Source organism: Cellulomonas sp. PSBB021 (assembly GCF_002240455.1).
Lineage (GTDB): Bacteria > Actinomycetota > Actinomycetes > Actinomycetales > Cellulomonadaceae > Cellulomonas > Cellulomonas uda.
Genome location: NZ_CP021430.1, coordinates 869,786 through 891,717, shown reverse-complemented (window position 1 = coordinate 891,717; position 21,932 = coordinate 869,786). Strand labels below are relative to the sequence as shown.

At 73.6% G+C, this 21,932-nt stretch carries 16 protein-coding genes; 12 read left to right on the top strand and 4 right to left on the bottom strand.

The window, feature by feature from the left end:
* Window positions 1-52: 52 nt before the first annotated feature.
* From CBP52_RS04005 to CBP52_RS03990, 4 genes are all read left to right on the top strand, one after another.
* Window positions 53-1,105, top strand: a complete 1,053-nt coding sequence (locus tag CBP52_RS04005; protein ID WP_094179922.1) for a sugar ABC transporter permease — start codon at window positions 53-55, stop codon at window positions 1,103-1,105.
* 9 nt (window positions 1,106-1,114) lie between these two features.
* The gene (locus CBP52_RS04000) at window positions 1,115-2,077 is read left to right on the top strand and encodes a carbohydrate ABC transporter permease (RefSeq protein ID WP_094179921.1); all 963 of its coding nucleotides are present in this window, start codon (window positions 1,115-1,117) and stop codon (window positions 2,075-2,077) included.
* 100 nt (window positions 2,078-2,177) lie between these two features.
* Window positions 2,178-2,795: a DUF624 domain-containing protein gene (locus tag CBP52_RS03995; RefSeq protein ID WP_198303569.1), complete on the top strand. Its 618-nt coding sequence runs from the start codon at window positions 2,178-2,180 to the stop codon at window positions 2,793-2,795.
* A 56-nt stretch (window positions 2,796-2,851) separates the two neighbouring features.
* Window positions 2,852-4,942: a right-handed parallel beta-helix repeat-containing protein gene (locus CBP52_RS03990; RefSeq protein WP_094179919.1), complete on the top strand. Its 2,091-nt coding sequence runs from the start codon at window positions 2,852-2,854 to the stop codon at window positions 4,940-4,942.
* Here CBP52_RS03990 and CBP52_RS03985 read toward each other — a convergent pair.
* On the bottom strand, window positions 4,879-5,217 hold the full coding sequence (locus CBP52_RS03985) for a hypothetical protein (protein WP_094182131.1): 339 nt from the start codon (window positions 5,215-5,217) through the stop codon (window positions 4,879-4,881). The two genes, CBP52_RS03990 and CBP52_RS03985, sit on opposite strands and share 64 nt — an antisense overlap.
* A gap of 122 nt (window positions 5,218-5,339) precedes the next feature.
* Between CBP52_RS03985 and CBP52_RS03980 the strand changes: the two genes are divergently transcribed.
* From CBP52_RS03980 to CBP52_RS03955, 6 genes are all read left to right on the top strand, one after another.
* Window positions 5,340-6,824, top strand: coding sequence for a DUF3375 domain-containing protein (locus CBP52_RS03980; protein ID WP_094179918.1), 1,485 nt, complete (start codon window positions 5,340-5,342; stop codon window positions 6,822-6,824).
* Window positions 6,817-7,587 carry a DUF4194 domain-containing protein gene (locus CBP52_RS03975; RefSeq protein ID WP_094179917.1) on the top strand — a complete coding sequence of 257 codons (771 nt, stop codon included), beginning with the start codon at window positions 6,817-6,819 and terminating at the stop codon, window positions 7,585-7,587. The genes CBP52_RS03980 and CBP52_RS03975 overlap by 8 nt, the downstream gene beginning before the upstream one ends.
* Window positions 7,584-10,973, top strand: a complete 3,390-nt coding sequence (locus CBP52_RS03970; RefSeq protein ID WP_094179916.1) for an ATP-binding protein — start codon at window positions 7,584-7,586, stop codon at window positions 10,971-10,973. The genes CBP52_RS03975 and CBP52_RS03970 overlap by 4 nt, the downstream gene beginning before the upstream one ends.
* Window positions 10,974-11,022: 49 nt before the next feature.
* Window positions 11,023-11,799 carry an LLM class F420-dependent oxidoreductase gene (locus tag CBP52_RS03965; RefSeq protein ID WP_094179915.1) on the top strand — a complete coding sequence of 259 codons (777 nt, stop codon included), beginning with the start codon at window positions 11,023-11,025 and terminating at the stop codon, window positions 11,797-11,799.
* Window positions 11,800-11,839: 40 nt separating this feature from the next.
* On the top strand, window positions 11,840-12,775 hold the full coding sequence (locus CBP52_RS03960; protein ID WP_369826290.1) for a RimK family alpha-L-glutamate ligase: 936 nt from the start codon (window positions 11,840-11,842) through the stop codon (window positions 12,773-12,775).
* A 196-nt stretch (window positions 12,776-12,971) separates the two neighbouring features.
* On the top strand, window positions 12,972-13,514 hold the full coding sequence (locus CBP52_RS03955) for a CarD family transcriptional regulator (protein WP_157732490.1): 543 nt from the start codon (window positions 12,972-12,974) through the stop codon (window positions 13,512-13,514).
* Between the two features lies 1 nt (window position 13,515).
* On the opposite strand, the gene CBP52_RS03950 is transcribed toward CBP52_RS03955, so the two are convergent.
* On the bottom strand, window positions 13,516-15,063 hold the full coding sequence (locus CBP52_RS03950; protein ID WP_094182130.1) for an ATP-dependent DNA ligase: 1,548 nt from the start codon (window positions 15,061-15,063) through the stop codon (window positions 13,516-13,518).
* Window positions 15,064-15,175: 112 nt separating this feature from the next.
* On the opposite strand from CBP52_RS03950, the gene CBP52_RS03945 reads away from it, so the two are divergent.
* Together CBP52_RS03945 and CBP52_RS03940 are read left to right on the top strand one after the other, a co-directional pair.
* Window positions 15,176-15,799: a hypothetical protein gene (locus tag CBP52_RS03945; protein WP_094179912.1), complete on the top strand. Its 624-nt coding sequence runs from the start codon at window positions 15,176-15,178 to the stop codon at window positions 15,797-15,799.
* Window positions 15,800-15,867: 68 nt separating this feature from the next.
* Entirely contained in the window at window positions 15,868-16,431 is a 564-nt protein-coding gene (locus tag CBP52_RS03940; protein WP_094182129.1) for a cysteine hydrolase family protein, read from the top strand.
* A 14-nt stretch (window positions 16,432-16,445) separates the two neighbouring features.
* Here CBP52_RS03940 and CBP52_RS03935 read toward each other — a convergent pair whose 3' ends face one another.
* Together CBP52_RS03935 and CBP52_RS03930 are read right to left on the bottom strand one after the other, a co-directional pair.
* Window positions 16,446-20,162 carry a PHP domain-containing protein gene (locus tag CBP52_RS03935; RefSeq protein ID WP_094179911.1) on the bottom strand — a complete coding sequence of 1,239 codons (3,717 nt, stop codon included), beginning with the start codon at window positions 20,160-20,162 and terminating at the stop codon, window positions 16,446-16,448.
* The gene (locus tag CBP52_RS03930; RefSeq protein WP_094182128.1) at window positions 20,155-21,909 is read right to left on the bottom strand and encodes a DNA polymerase Y family protein; all 1,755 of its coding nucleotides are present in this window, start codon (window positions 21,907-21,909) and stop codon (window positions 20,155-20,157) included. The genes CBP52_RS03935 and CBP52_RS03930 overlap by 8 nt, the downstream gene beginning before the upstream one ends.
* Between the last annotated feature and the right edge of the window lie 23 nt (window positions 21,910-21,932).

Below are 21,932 nucleotides of genomic sequence, written 5' to 3'. Positions count from 1 at the left end.
CCACGACCGCTCCCGACGGCCACCCACTGCTTCTGACGACGAGGTTGGACAGATGACGGACGCACCGGTGAAGAACCTGGTGACCGCCTCCGGGCCCGAGCCGGCCCCGGAGCCCGCGAGCAGCTCGCGCGCTCCGCGCCGCAAGGCCCGGACGCGACCGGCGAAGGAGCCCAAGCGCAAGATCACCTGGGACAGGATCAAGGCGCAGCGGGTCCTTCTGCTGATGGCCGTCCCGCTGCTGATGTACCAGATCCTGTTCAAGTACGTCCCGGTCTACGGCTGGGCGATCGCCTTCCAGGACTACAAGCCGGGTCGCGGCAACATCTGGAACCAGGAGTGGGTCGGCTTCGAGAACTTCGTCGACCTGTTCACCGGCGTCAACGGTGAACGGTTCCGCCGGGTCGTCGTCAACACGCTGGGACAGTCCGTCCTGACCCTGGTGGTCGGGACCCTGGGGGCCATCGTCCTGGCGCTGCTGCTGAACGAGGTCAAGAACGCCCCGTTCAAGCGGATCATGCAGAACATCACCTACATGCCCCACTTCCTCAGCTGGGTCATCGTGGCGAGCCTCGCGTCCGTGGCGCTCTCGCTGCCCTCGTCGGGCGGGTTCATCAACCAGGGCCTCATGAACCTGGGCATCGTGCAGGAACCGATCCTGTTCCTCACCGAGCCGAACCACTTCTGGGGGATCGTCGCAGGGACGAGCCTGTGGAAGGAGCTGGGCTGGAACACGATCCTGTACCTGGCCGCGATCACCGCCATCGACCCGAGCCTGTACGAGGCGGCCGAGGTCGACGGAGCGGGGCGCTACCGCAAGATGTGGAACATCACGCTCCCCGGGATCCGACCCACGATCGTCGTGCTGCTCATCATCAACAGCGGCTGGATCCTGTCCACCAACTTCGAGCTGCCGTACTTCCTCGGCAACGGTCTGATCTCCGAGACGGCCGAGACCATCGACGTCTTCGTGCTGAGGTACGGCTACCAGCTGGGCAACTACAGCCTCGCCGTGGTCGCGGGCATCTTCAAGACGGTCGTCGCGATCATCCTGGTCGGCTCGGCGAACATGGCGGCCAAGCGCCTCAACCAAGAGACGCTGGTCTAGGAGGACTTCATGTCAAGCACCCTTGCCCCGAAGTCCCTGGAGCGGGGCGCCGCCAGCCCCAGGCGACGGCGCCACAAGTGGACCACCGAGCGGATCATCTTCACGACGCTCAACACGAGCTTCCTCGTGCTCCTCGGGGCACTCATGCTCTACCCGCTTCTGAACACGCTCGCCATCTCGCTGAACGACGGCATGGACGCCGTCCGCGGCGGGATCGGCATCTGGCCCCGTGTCTTCTCGCTGAAGAACTACGAGGTCGTGCTCAACATGGACTCGATCTACCAGGCGTTCATCATGAGCGTCCTGAAGACGGTCGTGGTGGTCGCGACGAACCTGCTGTTCACCTCGATGCTCGCCTACGCGCTCAGCCGCAAGGAGTTCATCTTCCGCCGCCCGATCACGCTGATCTTCGTGCTGACGCTGTACTTCGACGCCGGCCTGATCCCCAACTACCTGCTCATCAAGGACCTGGGCATGCTGAACAGCTTCCAGGCCTACTGGGTGCCGACGATCATCAGCGCGTTCAACCTGATCATCCTGCGCACGTACATGAAGTCGATCCCCGAGGAGATCACCGAGTCGGCACGGATCGACGGCGCGGGCGAGTTCCGCACGTGGTGGCAGATCATCATGCCGCTGTGCAAGCCCGTGCTGGCCGTGGTGGGTCTGTTCGTGGCCGTCGGCAGCTGGAACGCGTGGCTGGACACCCTGCTGTACAACTCCGGCGACCCGGCGCTGACCACCCTGCAGTACGAGCTGCAGAAGCTGCTGGCGAGCTCGATGAACGCCGGTGCCAACTCCGGGAACAGCGCGGCGAACGCGGCGTCGGTGGGAGCGGGCGGGCAGCTCACGACACCGATCGCGCTACGGTCGGCGATCACCATGGTGGCGGCCGTGCCGATCCTGCTGGTCTACCCGTTCCTGCAGAAGCACTTCGTGTCCGGTCTCATGATCGGCTCGGTGAAGGGCTGACGGCGTCGGCCTCCCGCGCACCGCGGGAGGCCGACCGCGTCCTCGAGAGTCCTCGAGAGTCCTCGACCCCGTCACGTCCGCGCACCGAGAGGCCCCGACCATCTTTCGTTTCAACCCCGCATCGCTGCTGTGGCGCATCCTCGACTCGCTCGGCTCCATCATCCTGATCAGCCTGCTCTGGCTCGTGAGCCTCGGCCTCGTCGTGACGGCGGGCGCGGGGACCGTCGTCGCGTACGAGCTGTGCCGCAGGTACGTCCTGGGCAAGGACGCCGGGCCCTGGGCGGTCGCCACCAAGGCCTGGCGGCAGAGTTGGGCGCAGGCGACGGTCGTCGGCCTGATGGCCGTCGCGGTCGCGGCGATCGGCCTCCTCACGCTGTCCTACCTGCCCACCCTCGGGCTGGCCGAGGTGCTGGTGCCGCTGCTCGTCATCGGCCTCTTCCTCGTTCTCCTGCTGTTCTGGTGCCTCCCGCTCGTCGCCCGCTTCACCAACCCCACCTGGCGTCAGGTACGCAACGGGCTCACGTTGGGTCTGACGACACCCAGCCTGACGTTCCTGCTCGCGATCGCCGTGTTCGTCGGGTGCGTCGCCATCTGGAACTTCATGCCCGCGGTGTTCGTGGTGCCCGGCCTGATCCTCGTGTGGTGGTGCTACCTGCTCGAGCGGTTCTTCGTGGACCGGGGGTACGTGAGACCCGAGCCGGCGGACGTGGAGGCCTGACACCTCCGCTTCTCCCCCACCACTGCACGACCCAGTGATCGACGAAAGGCGTTGTCGTGACCATCCTGCACGTCGCCGTCACCGGTTCCGACCGTGCTGACGGCTCGGCCGAGGCCCCGTTCCGGACCATCAACCGGGCGGCCCAGGCGGCCCTGCCGGGCGACACCGTCACGGTGCACGAAGGCGTGTACCGGGAGTGGGTGAACCCCCCGCGCGGCGGGACTGCCGTCGCGCCGATCACCTACCAGGCGGCGGTGGGCCCGGACGGGCGGTTCGAGCCCGTCACGATCTCGGGGGCCGAGGTGGTCACCGACTGGCGCCCCCACCCTGGCGCCGAGGGCCGCGTCTGGGTCGCGCGGGTGCCGAACGCGCTGTTCGGCGCGCGCAACCCGTACGCGGAGCGCATCGGCGGCGACTGGTTCTTCGACCGGGTCAACACCTGGCACACCGGCGAGGTCTACCTCGACGGCAGGTCGATGTACGAGTCACTGACACTCGGCGGCGTCGAGAACCCCGAGGTCACCCCCGACTCGTTCGACCCGCAGGGCTCGCTGCTGACCTGGTACTGCGAGGTGGGCGACGACGTCACGACGATCTGGGCGAACTTCGGCGGGGTGGACCCCGCCGAGCACGAGATCGAGATCAACGCGCGCACCTTCGTCTTCTGGCCCGAGGCGACGGGCGTCGACCACATCACCGTCCGCGGTTTCACGCTGACGAAGGCCGCCACGCAGTGGGCACCGCCCACCGCCCTGCAGGAGGGTCTGATCGGCCCGCACTGGTCGACGGGCTGGGTGATCGAGGACAACACGATCACCGACTCGAAGAACGTCGGCGTCTCGCTCGGCAAGGAGGCCAGCACCGGGCAGAACGAGGCGGCCGCGGGGCCCGACGGCGCCAAGGGCGGGACGCAGCGCGAGCGCGAGGTGATCCAGCGCGCGCTCTTCCTGGGCGGACCGGCCGTCGGCGAGCCGCACCCGTGGCACCGGGACCACGTCGGCTCGCACACCGTACGGCGCAACACGATCCGCGACTGCGAGCAGGCCGGCGTCGTCGGGCACCTGGGCGCGGCGTTCTCGACGATCGAGGACAACCACATCTTCCGCATCCACGTGAAGCGGCAGTGGCACGGCGCCGAGGTGGCCGGGATCAAGCTGCACGCCGCCATCGACACCGTGATCAGCGGGAACACGATCCACCACACGCACCGCGCGCTGTGGCTCGACTGGCAGGCCCAGGGCACGCTGGTGCGGCGCAACGTGTTCTACGCGTCCACCGCCGAGGACTTCATGGTCGAGGTCTGCCACGGCCCGTACCTCGTCGACTCGAACCTCTTCCTGTCGCCGTGGGCGGTCAAGGACATGTCCTCCGGCGGCGCGTACGTGCACAACTACGTCGCAGGCCGCATCGCGAACTGCACCGAGCACCAGCGCTACACGCCCTACCACGTGCCGCACTCCACAGCCGTCTACGGGGTGTCGAACATCCTCGGCGGCGACGACCGCTTCCTCAACAACATCTTCGTCGGCGACCGTCCCTCCGCTGGAGCCGACGGCGCCGACGGGCACGAGGAACCGGCGCTCGCCAGCTTCTGGTCCGGCGCGATCGACATGGACGGCGTGCCCGGACAGGCGACCTTCACGCCGACCCCCGTCGGCACCTCGCAGTACGACGCCTACCCGACGCCCCAGGAGTACCCGAACGAGCGCGGGAGCGACCTGGCCGGGCCACGGCTCCCGGTCCGGGTCGAGGGCAACCTCTACGCGGAGGGCGCCGAGCCGTTCCGCGCGGAGTTCACGGCGCTCGTGGTCGGCGCGTCACCGCTGCGCGTCGAGGTGGTCGACGCGGAGGCCGGCACCATCCGCGTCGAGGTGGACCGCACGGACGACCTCCCCGTCGTCGACCCGGTCACGACCGCGCGCCTCGGGACGAGCTACCAGGCCGAGATGCCCTACACCAACCCCGACGGGTCCGACCTGGACCTGAGCACCGACGTCTTCGGGATCCCCCGGGACCCGGTCGTGCCCGGCCCGTTCGCCGCATCGGTCGCGGGTCGGACCCTCGCCGCACCCGGCTCGTCCGGCTACGCCCGGGCCTCCCGACGCACGCTGTCCGCTGCGCCGCCGCCGAGCGTGACGTCCTCGTAGGCCTCGACGCGGGGTGCGCCCGCGAGCAGGGCGTGCCACTCGTCGATCAGTGCACGCATCGCGGGGTCGCGCTCGACGCGGACCTGGTCCGCCTCGTAGGTGACGCGGTCGCGGTACTCCATGATCTCGACGAACGCGCCGGGCTCGGCCAGGCTCCACTGCAGCCGCACCGTGATGCCACCGGGCGCCTCGTAGACCGGGCGGGCGCGCGCGAGGAACGACTCGAGCGTGCGGGCGTCGCATGCCGCCCTGCCGTGCAGGTAGAGGGTGATCATGGCGCCCATCGTCTCGACCGCCCCGTGGCGGTGCATCGGCCGGACGTCCTGAGCCGCGCCGCGCGACTCGCCCAGCGGCGTCGGCGGCCGCCCGCCGCCCGGGGCACCTAAGGTGTCCCGCGATGATCACTCGTGCCGAAGCGGCGTACCTGGGCGCCGTCCGGGCCTTCCAGAACCCGATGCTGGACCTCCTGCACAAGCGGCACGCGCCTCTCGTCGTCTCGCTGCTGTCGCTCGTGTTCACCGCCGAGCGCCCCACGGTCCCCGTGGCAGACGCTCACACCGAGGTCGGCGACGCGCTCGACCAGCTCCGCTCGGCGGGGTTCGGGGACGACCTGCCCACCGGGACGGCGCGTGACCTGTGCCGGCAGTGGGCGGACGCCGGCTGGCTCGTGCGGCAGGTGCTGGACGACGACGTGGAGGTCTACCGCCTCTCGGCGCACGCCGTCGGGGCGCTCGAGGTCGCCGGGCGGGCGGGCGGCGCGCGGGCGCGGGTGTCGCAGTCGCGCGTGCGGACGCTGCTGGACGCGGTCGAGCGCCTCGCGCAGGACGCGGACCCGGACGCCATGGTGCGGGTCGCGCGCCTGGACTCGCAGATCAAGGCGCTGCAGGCGGAGCTGGAGCGCGTGCAGCGCACGGGCGTCGTGGACGAGGTCGACGACGAGGACCTGCTCGAGCAGGCGGAGAACGTCGTGCACCTCATGCGCGAGCTGCCCGCCGACTTCGCGCGCGTCGCGGAGTCGATCAAGGCGATGCAGCGCGACGTCGTCACGGCGCTGCGGCAGGACGAGCGCCCCACGGGCGACGTGCTGCGCGAGTACCTGCAGCGCGGCGAGCACGTCATGGAGTCGACCGTCGAGGGTCGCGCGTTCGCGGGGGCGTTGCGGCTCATCGGCGACCCCCAGCGGCTCGACGACCTGGCGACCCACCTTGACGTCGTGCTCCGGCACCGGTTCGCGCGGCGGCTCGACGCGCAGCAGCGCGGTGACCTGCGGGACGTCGTGCGCCGCATCGAGGCGGGCCTCGAGCAGGTCTTCGCGGCGCAGCGCGAGGCGTCGTACGTGATCACGGCGCAGGTCCGCAACCACGACCCGCTGCGCGACCGGCAGGTCGACTCGCTGTTGCGGGACGTCATGACGGGCCTGCAGGCGTGGATGCCGGACGCCCGCCGGTTCGAGGCCGTACCGCCCGTGCGGCGGTTGCCGGTCGCGGACGTGGAGCACCTGCGGCAGACCGTGGGTGACCTGCGCACGCCCGAGCCCCCGGACGCGCTCGCACAGTGGGACGACGAGGACGGCGACGCCCCGGCGGACGACGCGCGCGCGTGGGGTGGCCCGCACTACGCCGAGCTCGACGCGCACCTGAGCGCGTTCGCCCGCTCGTCGGACGACGAGGTGGACCTCGCCGCCGCGTTCGACGCCGCACCCGACGACCTGCGCCGGCCCGTGGACCTGCTGGGGCTGCTCGAGCTGGCGCACGCCCACGGCATGCAGGAGACCGACCGGGTCGCGTTCGTCGACGCGGTCCGCCCCGACGGGACGCGCCGCCGCCTCGCGTTCGGCGCCGTCACCACGAGCACGACCCGCACGAAGGACGACGATGACTGACACGACGACCGATGCACGCACCGGCGAGGTCGACGCCGCCGCGCCCGCCACCGCTGACGCCGGGTTCATCTCCCCCGTCGCGATGGAGGACGACCCGGCCGAGCTGTTCGCGGGCGACACCGGCGCGCTCGACGCGGACGTGCGCCGCGTGCTCGTCCGGCTGCTGCAGCGCCGCTTCCTCGTCGCGGACCGCAACCGCGCGCAGTGGCGCACGCTGCTGGAGAACCAGCAGGTCGTCGAGTCGCGCCTGCACGACCTGTTCGTGCACCTCGTCGTCGACCACGAGCGCGGTGTCGCGTACAAGCGGCAGGTCCGCTCGGCCGAGCTCGACGTCCCGGTGCTGCTGCGCGACGAGGCGTACTCCCGCGCCGAGACGCTCGTCCTGGTGCACCTGCGCACCGTGTTCCAGCGGGAGCGCGGTGCGGGCGAGACGTCCGTGCGCGTCGACGTCGAGGAGATCGAGGCGACCGCGCTGACGTACTTCGACCCCGACGACACGAACGTCGCGACGCACCAGCGCGAGATCCGCGCGGCCCTCGCGCGGCTCGCGAAGGACGGGATCGTCGACGAGGAGTCCGAGGGCCGCTTCCGCGTGACACCGCTCGTCGAGGTCGTGCTCAGCAACGAGCGCCTGGCCGAGCTGCGCGACTGGCTGCGCGAGCGCGCCGAAGGTCGCACGGTCGGGACCACGCCCGACGAGGGTGCGCCCGACGAGGGCGCGCACGACGACGCCACCGAGGCGACCGAGGAGGCCGCACGATGACGATGGTCGACACGCTGTTCGGCCTGATCCCGGCCGCCTCCACCGGCCAGCAGTGGGTCGCGCGCGACCTGCAGCTGGTCAACTGGGGCGGGTACGACGGCCACCACCGCATCCGGCTCGCGCCGACCGCGACGCTGCTCTCGGGCGGCTCCGGCTCGGGCAAGTCGACGCTCATGGACGCGTACATCGCGCTGCTCATGCCGCACACGACACCGTTCAACGGCGCGTCGAACGGCGGGGTCGTCGGGCGCCCGCGCGGCAAGGACCAGCGCAACATCCTGTCCTACGCGCGCGGCAAGCTCGACGAGTCCCGCACCGAGGACGGCACGCGTCAGCGGGTGCTGCGCGGCGACGGGCGCGACACGTGGTCGGCGATCTCGATGACGTGGGCGGACCAGTCGGGCACGCAGTTCACCGCGGTGCGCGCGTGGTACGTGCCGTCGGCCGCCCGCACGCTCGAGGACGTCGTCGCGGTGCGTGCGACGCGCGACGGCGAGCTCGACCTGCGGGACCTCGAACGGGCGGCCGCCACCCGGTTCTCGCGCCCCGCGCTCACCGAGGCCGGCCTGTCGGTGTACGACACGGACCGCGAGCTCACCGCGCGCCTGCACTCGACGCTCGGCATCGGTGCGGCGGGTGACGGGCACAAGGCCGTCGCGCTGCTGGGCCGCATCCAGGCGGGCCAGCAGATCACGACGGTCGACGCGCTCTACAAGGCGATGGTGCTCGAGGAGCCGGACACGTTCGCGACGGCCGACGCGGTGGTCGAGCAGTTCGACAAGCTCACGGGCACGCGCGACCAGATGATCACGGCGCGTCAGCAGGTCAAGGCGCTCGAGCCGATCCGCGCCTACCGCGCGGACGTCGACGAGGCCGCGGGCCGGCTGCGCGTGATCGACGAGATCGGCACGTTCGACGACGCCGCCTCCCCCGCCGCGCTGTGGAAGCACGCGCACCGGCTCGACCTGCTGCGCGCGGCCGAGGCGGACCTGCAGCACCGCCACCACCGCGCACGCGACCTGGTCGCGGAGACCGAGGCGCGCGTCGCCGCGGCGCGGGCCGAGCTCGACGGCGTCAAGGAGACGCTGTGGACGTCCGGCGGCGACCGGCTCGCGAGCGCGCAGCGTGAGCTCGCGGCCGCCGAGCAGCGCCTCGCGACCGTGCAGCGCGCCCGGGCGCGGCTCGACGAGGCGCTCGCCGACCTGCCCGGCGTGTCCGTCACGTCCGAGGCCGAGCACGCCGCGCTCGTCGCGCAGGCGCACGACGCGCTGCGCGACACCGAGACGAGGAACGCGGCCCGGCAGGAGCTCTTCGACGCGATGTCGGAGAAGAAGGAGGCGGTCGCCGACCTCGCGGACCTACAGGCCGAGCGCGCCGCGGTCACCAGGCGCCAGGACAACATCCCCGGCGAGCTGCACCGCGCCCGCGCGGCGCTCGCCGAGGCGGCGGGCCTCACGCCCGGGGACCTGCCCTTCGTCGCCGAGCTCGTCGAGGTCCGCACCGAGCACGAGCCCTGGCGCGAGGCGTTCAACCTCGCGCTCGGCGGCTTCGCGACGCGCCTGCTCCTCGACGCCTCGCACCTGCGGGCTTTCCGTGCCGCGATCGACGCCGTCCCGCTCGCTCGTCGGATCCAGTTCCAGGGCGTGCCCACCGACCTCCCGGACACCGTCGCCGTGGACTCCCGCACGCTGCCCGGCCGCCTCGACTACCGCACGTCGCCGTTCACGGGCTGGCTGCGCAGCGAGCTCGCGCAGCGGTTCGACTACGTGTGCGTCGACACCCCGGGCGAGCTCGCGCAGCACCCCCGGGCGCTCACACGGGCCGGCCAGATGTCGCAGGGCACCCGCGGCGCGCACGGCGGCCGCGGGCAGGCGAACGTGCTGGGCTTCACCAACACGCGCCGACTCGCCGACCTGGACCGCCGGCTGGACCGCGCGCGCGAGCGCGTCGCCACCGCGCAGGCGCAGGTCGAGGCCGCCGAGGCCCGCCTCGACGGCGACGACGCGCGTCGGCGCTCCTACGAGTCCGTGCTGGAGCTCACGTGGTCGCAGGTGGACGTCGCGGGCCAGCAGGCGGCGATCGACCGGTGGGAGCAGGTGATCGGCGGCGTCACGTCGGGCAGCCCCGAGGTGACCCGCCTGCAGCGGCGCGCCGACGAGCTCGACACGACGATCTCCGCGCTCACCGAGCAGCTCGGCCGCTCCAAGGGCGACGTCGCGGCGCTCGCGGACCGCTGGTCGTCGGTCACCGACGAGGTGGACGTCGCGCAGCGCGCGCTCGACGAGGCCGAGGCGCAGGGCACGACCGTGTCCGACGACCAGCGCGCCTACCTCGAAGGCCTGCTCGTCGCGCAGCGCGAGGGTGCGTCCGCCTCGTCGTCGGGCGACGACGCGACCGAGGACCTGCGGGCGTTCGACGACCTGCTCTCGCGTGCGGGCGCGCTCCTGCTCGCCGACCGCCAGGCCGCGCAGCAGGTCATCGGCACCCAGCGGGACGCGCTGCGCCGCACGTTCGAGACGTTCGTCGAACGGTGGCCGGACCCGAACCTGGGAACCGACCCAGACGCGTCGTTCGACGACTTCGAACGCATCCTCGTCGAGCTCGAGACGAACGGGATGCACGAGCTCGAGGCCGAGTGGCGCAAGAGCCTGCTGCGCCTGTCCGGCAACGACCTGACGGACCTCGCCAACGCGCTGTCGCGCTCCGTGCGGGAGATCAAGGAACGCATCCGCCCCGTCAACGACATCCTCGCGGACCTGCCGTTCGCCGACGACGAGCACCGCCTGCGCATCGACGCACGCGACACGCAGTCCACGGTCGTCGCGCGCTTCCGCAAGGAGCTGCGCGACCTGCGCGAGGTCCTCGCGACCGAGGCGACCGACGGCGAGCGTGAGAGGCGCTACCACCGCATGGCGAAGGTCATCGACCGGATCCGGCGCACCTCCCCCGACTTCGCGGACCTCGTCGACGTCCGCCGGCACGTGCGGCTGTCGGCCGAGAAGGTCGACCTCGACGGCGAGCACGTCGCGCTGTACGACCACATCGGCGAGAAGTCGGGTGGCGAGTCGCAGGAGCTCGTCGCGTTCATCGTCGGGGCGGCGCTGCGCTACCAGCTCGGCGACGCGGGCGCGGCACGGCCGCGGTACGCGCCGGTGTTCCTCGACGAGGCCCTCATCAAGGCCGACGCGCGGTTCACCGGTCGTGCGATCGGGGCGTGGCGCGGCCTGGGCTTCCAGCTCGTGATCGGTGCGCCGAACGACAAGTTCAGCGCGCTCGAGCCGCACGTGGACCTCGAGTACGTGGTGCTCAAGGACGAGACGGGCCGCTCGCGCACCAAGCCGATCGCGGGCGTCGCGCGCCCGGAGGACCCGGCGGACGTTCGCTGAGAGGTAACACGGGCGGCGCACGCGAGGTCGGGGCCGTACGTTGCTGCGCATGACCTTCCCCGTGCGCATCGGTGTCCAGCTCGCGCCCCAGCACGCCGACTACGGCCAGATCCGTGACGCGGTGCTCCGCGCCGAGGACCTCGGTGTCGACGTGGTCTTCAACTGGGACCACTTCTACCCGCTGTCCGGCGACCCGGACGGCAAGCACTTCGAGTGCTGGACGATGCTCGGGGCGTGGGCCGAGCAGACCGAGCGGGTCGAGCTCGGCGCGCTCGTGAGCTGCAACTCCTACCGCAACCCGGACCTGCTCGCGGACATGGCCCGCACGCTCGACCACATCAGCGGCGGGCGGCTGATCCTCGGGATCGGCGCGGGCTGGTTCGAGCGGGACTACGACGAGTTCGGCTACGAGTTCGGCACCGCGGGGCAGCGGATCGCGTCGCTCGCCGACGCGCTGCCGCGCATCAAGGCCCGGTGGGCGGCGTCCAACCCGACGCCGACCCGCGACATCCCCGTGCTCATCGGCGGCAGCGGCGAGAAGAAGATGCTGCGCATCGTCGCGGAGCACGCCGACATCTGGCACTCGTTCGGCGACGCCGAGTCGCTCACCCGCAAGAGCGCGATCCTCGACGAGCACGGCGCCGCCGTCGGACGGGACACGGGGAGGCTCGTCGAGCGGTCGATCGGGGTGTCGGCACCGCCCGACGACGTCGCGGACGGGCTGCTCGCCGGCGGGGCCACCCTGCTGACCATCGGCACGACCGGGCCGGACTACGACCTGTCGCTCGCCCGCACGTGGGTCTCCTGGCGCGACGCGCAGCGCTGATCCGCGCCCCGCGCCCGGCGGCGCCTACAGTCACGTGCTCGTGAGCACTCCCGCCCCCTCGTCGGCCTCCCGTGTCCCCTGCGTCGGCGTCGTCGTGACCGACTCCTACCCGCTCGAGGACCTCGACCACGACACCGCGCCGCTCGTCGCGGCGCTGCGCGCCCGTGGCCTCGACGCCGTCCCGGTCGTCTGGCACGACCCGTCGGTGGAGGTCGCCGACTTCGACCTGCTGGTGCTCCGCAGCCCGTGGGACTACCCGGAGCGGCTGGCGGAGTTCACCGCGTGGCTCGCGCACGCCCAGGCGACGACGCGCGTGCTCAACGAGCCCGCGCTCGTGCGGTGGAACCTCGACAAGCACTACCTCGCGCAGCTCGCGTCACTCGGAGTCGCCGTCGTCCCGACGACGTACCGCTCCCGGATCGACGACGTCGCGCGTGACCTCGCCTCCGCTCCCGCGGGCACGCGCGTCGTGCTCAAGCCCACGGTGTCCGCGGGCGCGCGCGACACGGGCCTGTTCGACGCCGACGACCCCGCGGCGCTCGCCCTCGCGGAGCGGGTGCTGCGCGCGGGCGGCGTCGTCATGGTGCAGCCCGAGGTGCCCGAGCTGTCCCGCGGTGCCGAGAAGGCGCTCTACCTCGTCGACGGCGAGCTCACGCACGCCATCGGCAAAGGTGCGCTGCTCGCACCCGGGGGCGGGTTCGTCGGCGGCGTCTACCAGGAGCACCCGCAGCCGGTCCCGACGACCGCCGACGAGGAGGCGTTCGCCCGTCGCGCACTCGCGGCGGTCGGCGCCGCCACCGGCCTCGACGTCCCGCTGTACGCCCGCGTCGACCTCGTCGACTCCGCCGAGCACGGCATCGTGCTGATCGAGGCGGAGCTGTTCGAGCCGGCGCTCAACCTGCACGTCGCGCCGCACGTCGCGGACGTGGTCGCGGCGGCGGTCGAACGCCGCGCCCGCGCGCTGGCGGCACGGTGAACGGCGTCCGCCCGCCCTGATCGTCCGATGTGAGGGACAATGGGGGCTGTCGCGCTGCAAGCGTTCTCGCGGGACCCACCCCCCGTGAGGCCGCTCGAAGCCCGGCCGACGCGCGCGGCTCACGCGTCGGCCCGTTGCCGGGCCCCGGGGACCACGGCAATGACGGCGCGGCACCGCCTCGTCGAATGAGAAGCCCGTGCCCTTCACCGTCGGTCAGACAGTCGTCCACCCCCACCACGGACCGATGCGGATCAGCGCGGTGGTCACCCGCACCGTCCGGGACCGCGTGGTCGACTACCTCGAGCTGGAGCAGCCCGAGCACGAGCTGCACGTCTGGGTGCCCGTGCCGAGCGCCGCGACGATCGGCCTGCGAGCCGTCATGACGCGCGCGCAGGTCGACGAGGTGCTCGCCGTCCTGCACGACGAGAGCCTGCCGCCGGAGAACGGCTGGTCGCGCCGCATCAAGGACTACTCGTTGCGGCTGCAGAGCGGACTGCCCACCGAGCGAGCCGTCGTCATGCGCGAGATCCTGCGCCACTGCGGCCACAACGCGAGCGGGACCGCCGAGCGTGACCTCCTGCGCTCCGCGCGCGAGGTCCTGAGCTCCGAGCTGAGCGTCGCGCTCGGCGTCACCGAGGACGCGGCCGCCGCCCTCCTCGAGGAGGCCGCCCTCGACGGGCACGAGACCCCCGCCCCGCGCCCCCGCTCGCACCGCCGCACGGCCCCCACGGCGGCCTGAGTCACGCCGGCGAGGCGAGCGCGCGGACCGCCTCGATCGTGTCCGCCTCCGCCGCGGTCTTGTCGTCGCGGTAGCGCAGCACGCGGGCGAACCGCAGGGCCACGCCGCCCGGGTAGCGCGACGAGCGCTGGAGGCCGTCGAACGCGATCTCGACTACCTGCTCGGGGCGGACGTGCACCACCCAGTCGTCCAACGACGAGGTCGCGAGCGCGGTGAACCGCTCGGTCTGCCAGCGCAGCATCTCGTCGGTCATGCCCTTGAACGTCTTGCCGAGCATGACGAACCCTCCGGCCGCGTCGCGTGCGCCCAGGTGGATGTTGGACAGCAGGCCGCGCCGGCGGCCGGAACCCCACTCGACCGCGAGCACCACGAGGTCCAGCGTGTGGCGCGGCTTGACCTTGACCCACGCGCCGCCGCGGCGGCCGGCCTCGTAGGGCGAGTCGAGCGCCTTGACGACGACGCCCTCGTGCCCGGCCGCCAGCACCTCACGCAGGTGGGCGCCGGCCTCGTCGGGGTCGGTCGTCACGACGCGGTCGATGCTCGCGGCGGGGTGGTCGGAGAGCAGGCGGTCGAGCACGGCGAGGCGGTCGCGCAGCGGCTCGTCGAGCAGGTCACGACCGTCCGCGTGCAGCACGTCGAAGAAGAACGGGCGCAGCACGTGCCGCGCCGCGACCTGCGCGTCGGCGGTCGCCGCGCGCGAGGCCGTGTCCTGGAACGCGACGGGACGGCCGGTGTCGTCGACGACGAGCGCCTCGCCGTCGAGCACGAGCGTCCCGCCGGGCAACGAGCGGACCAGGTCGACGATCTCCGGGACGCGGGCGGTGACGTCGTCGAGGCTGCGGGTGAAGACCCGCACCTCGTCGTCGCGCCGGTGGACCTGGATGCGGATGCCGTCGAGCTTGGCGTCGACCACCGCCGGGCCCGGACCCACGTCGGTGAGGGCGGTCGCCACGTCGGTGGCGGACTGCGCGAGCATCGGGCGGACCGCTCGCCCGACCGTCAGGCCGAACCCGGCGAGCAGGCTCGCCGCCTCCGCGGGACCGGACGCGCCGAGCGCCGCGGACGCGACCGGCGCCGTCGCGCCCGCGAGCATCGCCGCACGACGCACCGCGGCGGCGGGCACGCCGGCGGCCTCGGCCACCGCGTCCAGCAGCAGCGCGTCGAGCGAGCCCTGGCGCAGCTCGCCGGTGACCAGACCGCGCAGGAGGTCCTGCTCCACGGCGGTCGCCCGCGCGAACAGCTGCGCGGCGAGCTCCTGCCGCTGCGTCCCCGAGCCGGCGCCGGACAGCTGCGCCATCCGCGCGAACGTCGCGTCGACCTCCTCGAGCGTCAGGGTCGGCTCGTCGGCCGGGGGCGGCAGGTGCGCGAGCGAGCGCCAGCCGAGGCCTGTGCGCCGCTGCCGCAGCTCTCCGCCCAGGTAGTGCGCGACGAGCGGCACGTCCGGCGGTGGGGTGCGGCGCAGCAGCTCCACCAGCAGCGCGCGCTTCGCGAGCCGGGAGCGGGTCGCGGCCAGCGCGCGGGACGTGTCGGCGACCTCGGCGAGCAGCATGCCCGCATCGTCGCGCCCACCGCCCACACCGACCACCGGAACCGGCACGGGCGGGCCGCCCCAGGGACGTTCGTCGGTTGCCCGGGCGGGCGATGTGCGGTGCGCTGAGCACATGGCCCGCCCGCACCGCCCCGCTCCACGGACCCTCGGCGCGCTGTCGCTCGTCGCGACGGTCGCGCTGCTGCCGGTCGTGCGGACGTGGGGGCTGCAGTGGGGCGCCACCGAGGACGAGCTCGACGCGGTGCTCGCGGGAGACGACGTCGTGCGCGACCCGGGTCTCGTCGCGACGCGCGCGATCACGATCGCCGCGCCCGCGCAGGACGTCTGGCCGTGGCTCGTGCAGCTCGGGCAGGGGCGCGGCGGCTTCTACTCCTACGACTGGCTCGAGAACGCGGTGGGCCTCGGCATCCGCTCCGCGGACCGGGTCGAGGCGCGCTGGCAGGACCTCGCACCGGGCGACGAGGTGCACCTCGCGGCGAGCGCGGCGCTCGCGGTCACGACCGTGGACCCGCCGCACGCACTCGTCCTCACCGCACCCGACGCGACGTTCAGCTGGGCGTTCACCCTGCACCCGGGGCGGGACCGCACGACGAGGCTCGTGGTGCGGGAGCGGTACGCGCGGCCGCAGTGGTGGGCGGTGCCGCTGAACGAGGCGCTCGGGCTGGCGAGCTCGGTGATGTCCCGGCGCATGCTGCTGGGCGTGCGGGAGCGGGCCGAGCGCCACGCGGCGCGCTGACCTCGGCCGACGCAGGAGGCGGCGGCCGGTGCAGCCGGATGTCGGACCGGCGTGCTTCGCTGGTGACCATGACCACTCTCGAGAACCGCACAGGCACTGCGCTGCTCGTCATCGACGTGCAGAACGGCGTGGTCGCGCAGGCGTACGACCGTGACGCCGTGCTCGGCCGGATCGCCACGCTCGTCACACGAGCGCGCCAGGAGGACGTCCCGGTGGTGTGGGTCCAGCACCAGGCGCCCGACGAGGGCCTCGTCCCCGGCGAGGACGGCTGGCAGATCGTGCCGGAGGTCGGCTTCCACGACGACGAGGCGCGCGTCGACAAGCGGTTCGGCGACTCGTTCGAGGACACGCCGCTCGAGTCGGTGCTGGCCGATCGCGGGGTCAGGCACCTCGTGGTGACCGGGGCGCAGAGCGACGCGTGCATCCGCTCGACGATCCACGGCGCGTTCACCCGCGGCTACGACGTCACGCTCGTGTCCGACGCGCACACCACCGAGGACCTCACGCAGTGGGGCGCCCCCGAGCCCGCGCAGGTGGTCGCGCACACCAACCTGTACTGGTCGTTCCAGACGGCACCCGGCCGCACCGCGGCGGTCGTGCCGTCCGACGAGGTCGCGTTCGCGGCCCCCTGAGGTCGCCCCGCTGGTCACTGGAAGTCGCGCGACGACGAGCGGACCTTGAGCGACAACGGTGCGAGGTGCTCGGCGACGAGGTTGGTCGCGCCGTCCTGCCGTTCGAGCAGACCGCGCACGACGAGCGCGCGGCTCGTGCGCGCCACGCGTCGGAACCGCTGCCACAGACCCGCCGAGCACACGATGTTGAGCAGTCCGGTCTCGTCCTCGAGCGACAGGAACGTCACTCCCCCGGCCGTGCCCGGGCGCTGCCGGTGGGTGACCACGCCCGCGACCGCGACGCGACGGCCGGGCTCGTGCCGGAACGCCTGCTCGACCCGCAGCACCCCCGCCTCGTCGAGCCCGTCGCGCACGAACTGCGTCGGGTAGGAGTCCACCGAGACGCCCGTCGCCCACACGTCCGCGGTGGCGGTCTCCACCGCGCTCAGGCCCGGCAGCGTCGGTGCGGTCACGCCCACGCTGACACCCGGCAGCGTCTCGGGGCTCTCCTGCGCGAGCGCACCCGCGGCCCACAGCGCCTCCCGCCGGGTCACGCCGAGCGAGTCGAGCGCACCCGCGGTCGCGAGCGCCTCGAGCTGCGGGGTGGTGAGCCGCACGCGACGCACCAGGTCACGCTGGTCCGCGAACGGGCCGTGCGCGTCGCGCTCGTCGGCGACGCGCTGCGCGAGGGGTTCGCCGATCCCGCGGACCGCCACCAGCCCCAGCCGCACCGCGAGCGAGCGTGCCGGACCGGCATCCGGGCCGGCATCCGGATCGCCGTCCAGGCCGGCCGCCGAGCCGGGAGCAGGGCCGGGGCCTCTCCCGGTGCGGACACCCGCGTCCGGGGTCGGTCCCGTACCGCTCGGCCGGGGCACGAGCCGCGGCTCTCCCCCGGCAGGCTCGGGGGCGACGCGCTCGACGCACGCCTGCGCTCGTGAGCGCTGCACGTCCGGGCGCAGCACCTCGACCCCGTGCCGGCGGGCGTCCGCGGCGAGGCTCTGCGGCGAGTAGAAGCCCATCGGCTGCGCCGCGAGGATCCCCGCGTAGAACGCCGCGGGGTGGTGCACCTTGAGCCACGCGCTCGCGTACACCAGGAACGCGAACGAGTACGCGTGCGACTCGGGGAACCCGAAGTCGGCGAACGCCTTGAGCTTGTCGAAGATCTGCTCACCGACCTCGCGCGAGATACCGTGCCCCGCCATGCCCGTCATGAGCCGCTCCTTGAGCGCGAGCATCCGCTCCGTCGAGCGCTTCGAGCCCATGGCGCGGCGCAGCTGGTCCGCCTCGGCGGGCGTGAAGTCCGCGACGTCGATCGCCATCTGCATGAGCTGCTCCTGGAACAGCGGCACGCCGAGCGTCTTGCTCAGGGACGGCTCGAGCAGCGGGTGCAGGTACGTCACGGGCTGCCGACCGCGCGCCCGCTCGATGTACGGGTGCACGGAGTTGCCCTGGATGGGACCCGGGCGGATCAGCGCGACCTCGATGACGATGTCGTAGAACGTGCGGGGCTGCAGCCGCGGCAAGGTGCCCATCTGCGCGCGCGACTCCACCTGGAACACCCCGACGGTGTCCGCCGCGCTCAGCAGGTCGTACACCAGCGGGTCGTCCTGCGGCAGCGCGTGCAGGTCGAGGTCCGGACCGCCGTGCTCGCGCACGTAGCCGAACGCGATGCGCAGTGCCGTGAGCATCCCGAGGCCCAGCAGGTCGAACTTCACGAGCCCCGCGTCGGCGCAGTCCTCCTTGTCCCACTGCAGGACCGTGCGCCCGGGCATGCGCGCCCACTCCACGGGGCACACCTCGATCACGGGGCGGTCGCACATGACCATGCCGCCCGAGTGGATCCCCAGGTGGCGCGGCAGGCGCAGGAACCGCTCCGCGAGGTCGATCACCTGCTCGGGGATCTCCCCCTCGTCGTCGGCCGAGGGGGGCAGCGTCGTCGGGACCACGTCGTGCCCGTCGGCCGTCGCGAGACCGGGCACCTCGGCCCCGCGGGGCGCGCGGCGCGGGGCCGCCGACGAGCCGGGCGTGCCCGAGGTCCACATGGCACCGCGGCGCGCGGACCGCTCGTGCCGGTCCGTGACCACGGGCGCCGCCGTCCGGGACGCGGGCGCGGGCCACGGTCCCGCGTGCCCGGTGTGCGGGCGTGGGGGTCGGTCCAGCACGTTCGGGCCGTCGGGTGGTGGTGGGGCGGCGGGCGCCGCGCGCAGGCTCCCCCACCGCTCGATCGACTTCGCCCACGCGTCCTGCTGACCCGCGTCGTACCCGAGCGCCCGTGCCGCGTCCCGGACGGCCGAGCGTGGCCGGTAGGAGATGACGTTGGCGACCTGCGCCGCGTGCTCGCGCCCGTGCACCGCGTAGACGTGCTGGATGACCTCCTCGCGGCGCCCGGACTCGATGTCCACGTCGATGTCCGGCGGCCCGTCCCGCTCGGGCGCCAGGAACCGCTCGAACAGCAGCCCGTGGTGCACCGCGTCGACCGCGGTCACGCGCAGCACGTAGCAGACCGCCGAGTTCGCCGCCGAGCCGCGGCCCTGCGCGAGGATCCCGTTGTCCCGGCAGAACTTCACCAGGTCGTAGACGACCAGGAAGTAGCCCGGGAACCCGAGCTCCTCGATGACGCGCAGCTCGTGCTCGAGCTGCGCCCACGCCCCCGGTACGCGCTCGGCCTCGGGCGGGCCGTAGAGCTCGAGCGCCCCGCGGCGTACGAGCTCGCGCAGCCACGTGGCCTCCGTGTGCCCCTCCGGCACCGGGTACGGCGGCAGCGTCGGCGCGACGAGCGACAGGTCGAACGCGCACTGCGCCGCGAGGTCCGCTGCCGCCGCGACGGCCTGCGGGTGCCGGCGGTGGCGCGCGAGCATCTCGCGCGCCGAGCGCAGGTGCGCACCCGTCCCCGCGGGCAGCCACCCGTCGAGGTCGTCGAGCGAGCTGCGCGCCCGCACCGCGGCCAGCGCCGCCGCGAGGTCCGCGTCGCGCGGGCTCGCGTGGTGCGCCGCCGTGGTCGCGACGAGCGGGAGCCCGGACCGGCGGGCGAGCTCGGCCAGCGCGTCGGTACGCTCGTCGTCGTACGCGTCCCCCGTCGCCGTGACCTCCACCGCGACGTTGTCGCGGCCGAACAGCGCGACGAGGCGGTCGAGCTCACGCTCCGCCGCCGACAACCCGTCGGGCGCGACCGGGACGACCCCCGAGGGGTCACCGCCCGCGAGCGCACGCCGCACGGCGCCCTTGCGGCAGCCCGTCAGGACCAGCCACTGGCCCCGCGCGGTCTCGGCGAGCTGCTCCAGGTCGTACTCCGCGGCACCCTTGCGCCCCGTGCGCAGGTGCCCCTCCGCGATCGCGCGGGACAGCGCGCGGTAGCCGTCCGGGCCGCGCGCGAGCACGAGCAGGTGCGTGGAGCGCGGGTCGGGGACGCCCGTGGGCTCGTCGAGCACCGGCGGACCGGGCGGCGGCGCGGGCTCGCGGCCGTGGCGGCGCGCGGTGGGCGCGGGCAGGTGCAGCTCGGCGCCGAACACGGTCGGCAGGCCGACCTTGCGCGCGGCCTCGGCGAACCGCACCACGCCGTACAGCCCGTCGTGGTCGGTGAGCGCGAGCGCCTCGAGGCCGAGCCGCGCGGCCTCCGCGGCGAGCTCCTCGGGCTGGCTCGCGCCGTCGAGGAAGCTGAACGCGGAGTGCGCGTGCAGCTCGGCGTACCGGGCGTCCTCCGGCGCGGCCTGCGCGGCGCGTGACCCGCGCGGCGTGGTGGTGCGCTCAGTCATAGCGCGCCTCGCACGCCCACCCGGCGGTCGTCGCGACGAGCAGCGCGGCCGGCTCGCCGTCGAACGCGACCTGCAGGTGCGCACGCGGCGACTGCCCGCTCCACCATCGCCCGGTCAGCACCCACGGTCCCGCCCATCCGCTCACGCGGCTGCGCCGTCCCTGCGACCAGCGGACCCACGCCGGCTCGCCCGCCAGCCCCTCGCGGCCGTCGAGCAGCACCTCGACGCCCGCCGCGTCCTGCACCTGGACCGGCTCGGGCTCGGGTAGCACGGTCGCGGGTGCCGGCGGCGGGAGCCGCCCCGGCCAGGGACGGTCGAGCGGCAACGGCGCGGCACCCTGCTCGCCCCACGGGCGGACGTGGACCTGCTCGCGCACGTCACGTCCGCCCTGCACGCACGCGGCGAGCAGCCCGCTGCCGCCGAGGATCGCCTGCACGCGGTCCATCGCGCGGTGCGCGCGCAGGTCACCGCCCGACGGGCCGCCCCACAGCCGGCCCTGCTCGGCACCGGCCGGTGCGACGTCCAGCGCCGTGACCGACAGCCGCACGAGCGTGACCGGCGGGGTGTCGTCCGACTCGTGCGCCGTGCGCGCGTCGAACGCCCACTGCACGTCCTCGTCGGTACGACCCGTCGGCCGGTCACCCGGGCGACCGGTCGCGGCCCGCCGCGCGTCCCTCAGCCGCACGCGGTCGTCGAGCGCGCGCGAGCGAGCGGTGGCGACCGCGGTGGCGGACAGCCAGCTCTCGAGCTGCCAGCGGATGCGGTCCGTGATGCGCGACGGCGACAGCCCACCCCAGCCGCCGAGGTCGGTACGCCACGCGCGCACCAGGTCGGTCCCCTCGTCGGTGCGCGCCGCGATCTCGAGGCGCCCGCACGTGAGCGAGCGCTCGACGAGCAGGGTGTGCAGCTCCTCGGCGAGCCGGCGGCCCGCGAACGTCGCGGTGTCGACCCGGTCGACGGGCGGGTCGAGCGCGGTGGCGACCTCCAGGTCGGCCTCGGGACGGCGCCGCACGGGTGGGCGCTCGTCCTCGCCGCGGGAGAGCACGTGCGCCCACGTCCCGAGCCGCCCGAACCGGGCGTGCACGTCCGCGGCGGGCAGCGCCGCGAGCTGCCCCAGCCTCCGCAGCCCGAGCCGGTGCAGCAGGTCCACGAGCTCGTCGACCTGCCGGCCGGAGTCCTCCGTGGTCGCCGCGAACCCCAGCTCCGTCATCGGCCGGGACGCGAGGAACCCAGCCGACCCGCCGGGTGGGACGAGCGCCCCGGTGCGGGCCGCGACGACCGCGGCGAGCAGACCGTCGGCCGTCCCCACGGCGCACTCGTGACCGGTCTGCTGCGCGACCGCCTCGACGAGCCGCTCGGCGAGGTTCTCCTCCGAGCCGTGGTACCGGCTCGCGCCGCCCGCGGGCAGCAGCAGGAGGCCCGGACGGACCACCTCGACACCGGCGACCACGCTCTCCGCCGCGACCGCGACGGGCTCGAACAGGCGCGTGTCGCGGGCGTCGTCCGCGGGCAGCAGCTCGAGCTCGGGGCACACCGACTGCGCCTGCCGGCGGCGCATGCCGCGCCGCACGCCCTCGACGCGTGCGAGCGCACCCACCGCGACGACGTGCTGGCCGAGCAGGACCGCGGCAGGGACGTGGCGCGGGACCTCGAGCGACTGCGACGCGGCGACCACGGGCCAGTCGGGCACCCACAGGACCGTGGTGCGCGTGCTCGTCGGCCGGCGCCCCCGCTCGTCGTCCCTCACCGGACGCACCTCATCCGACGCAC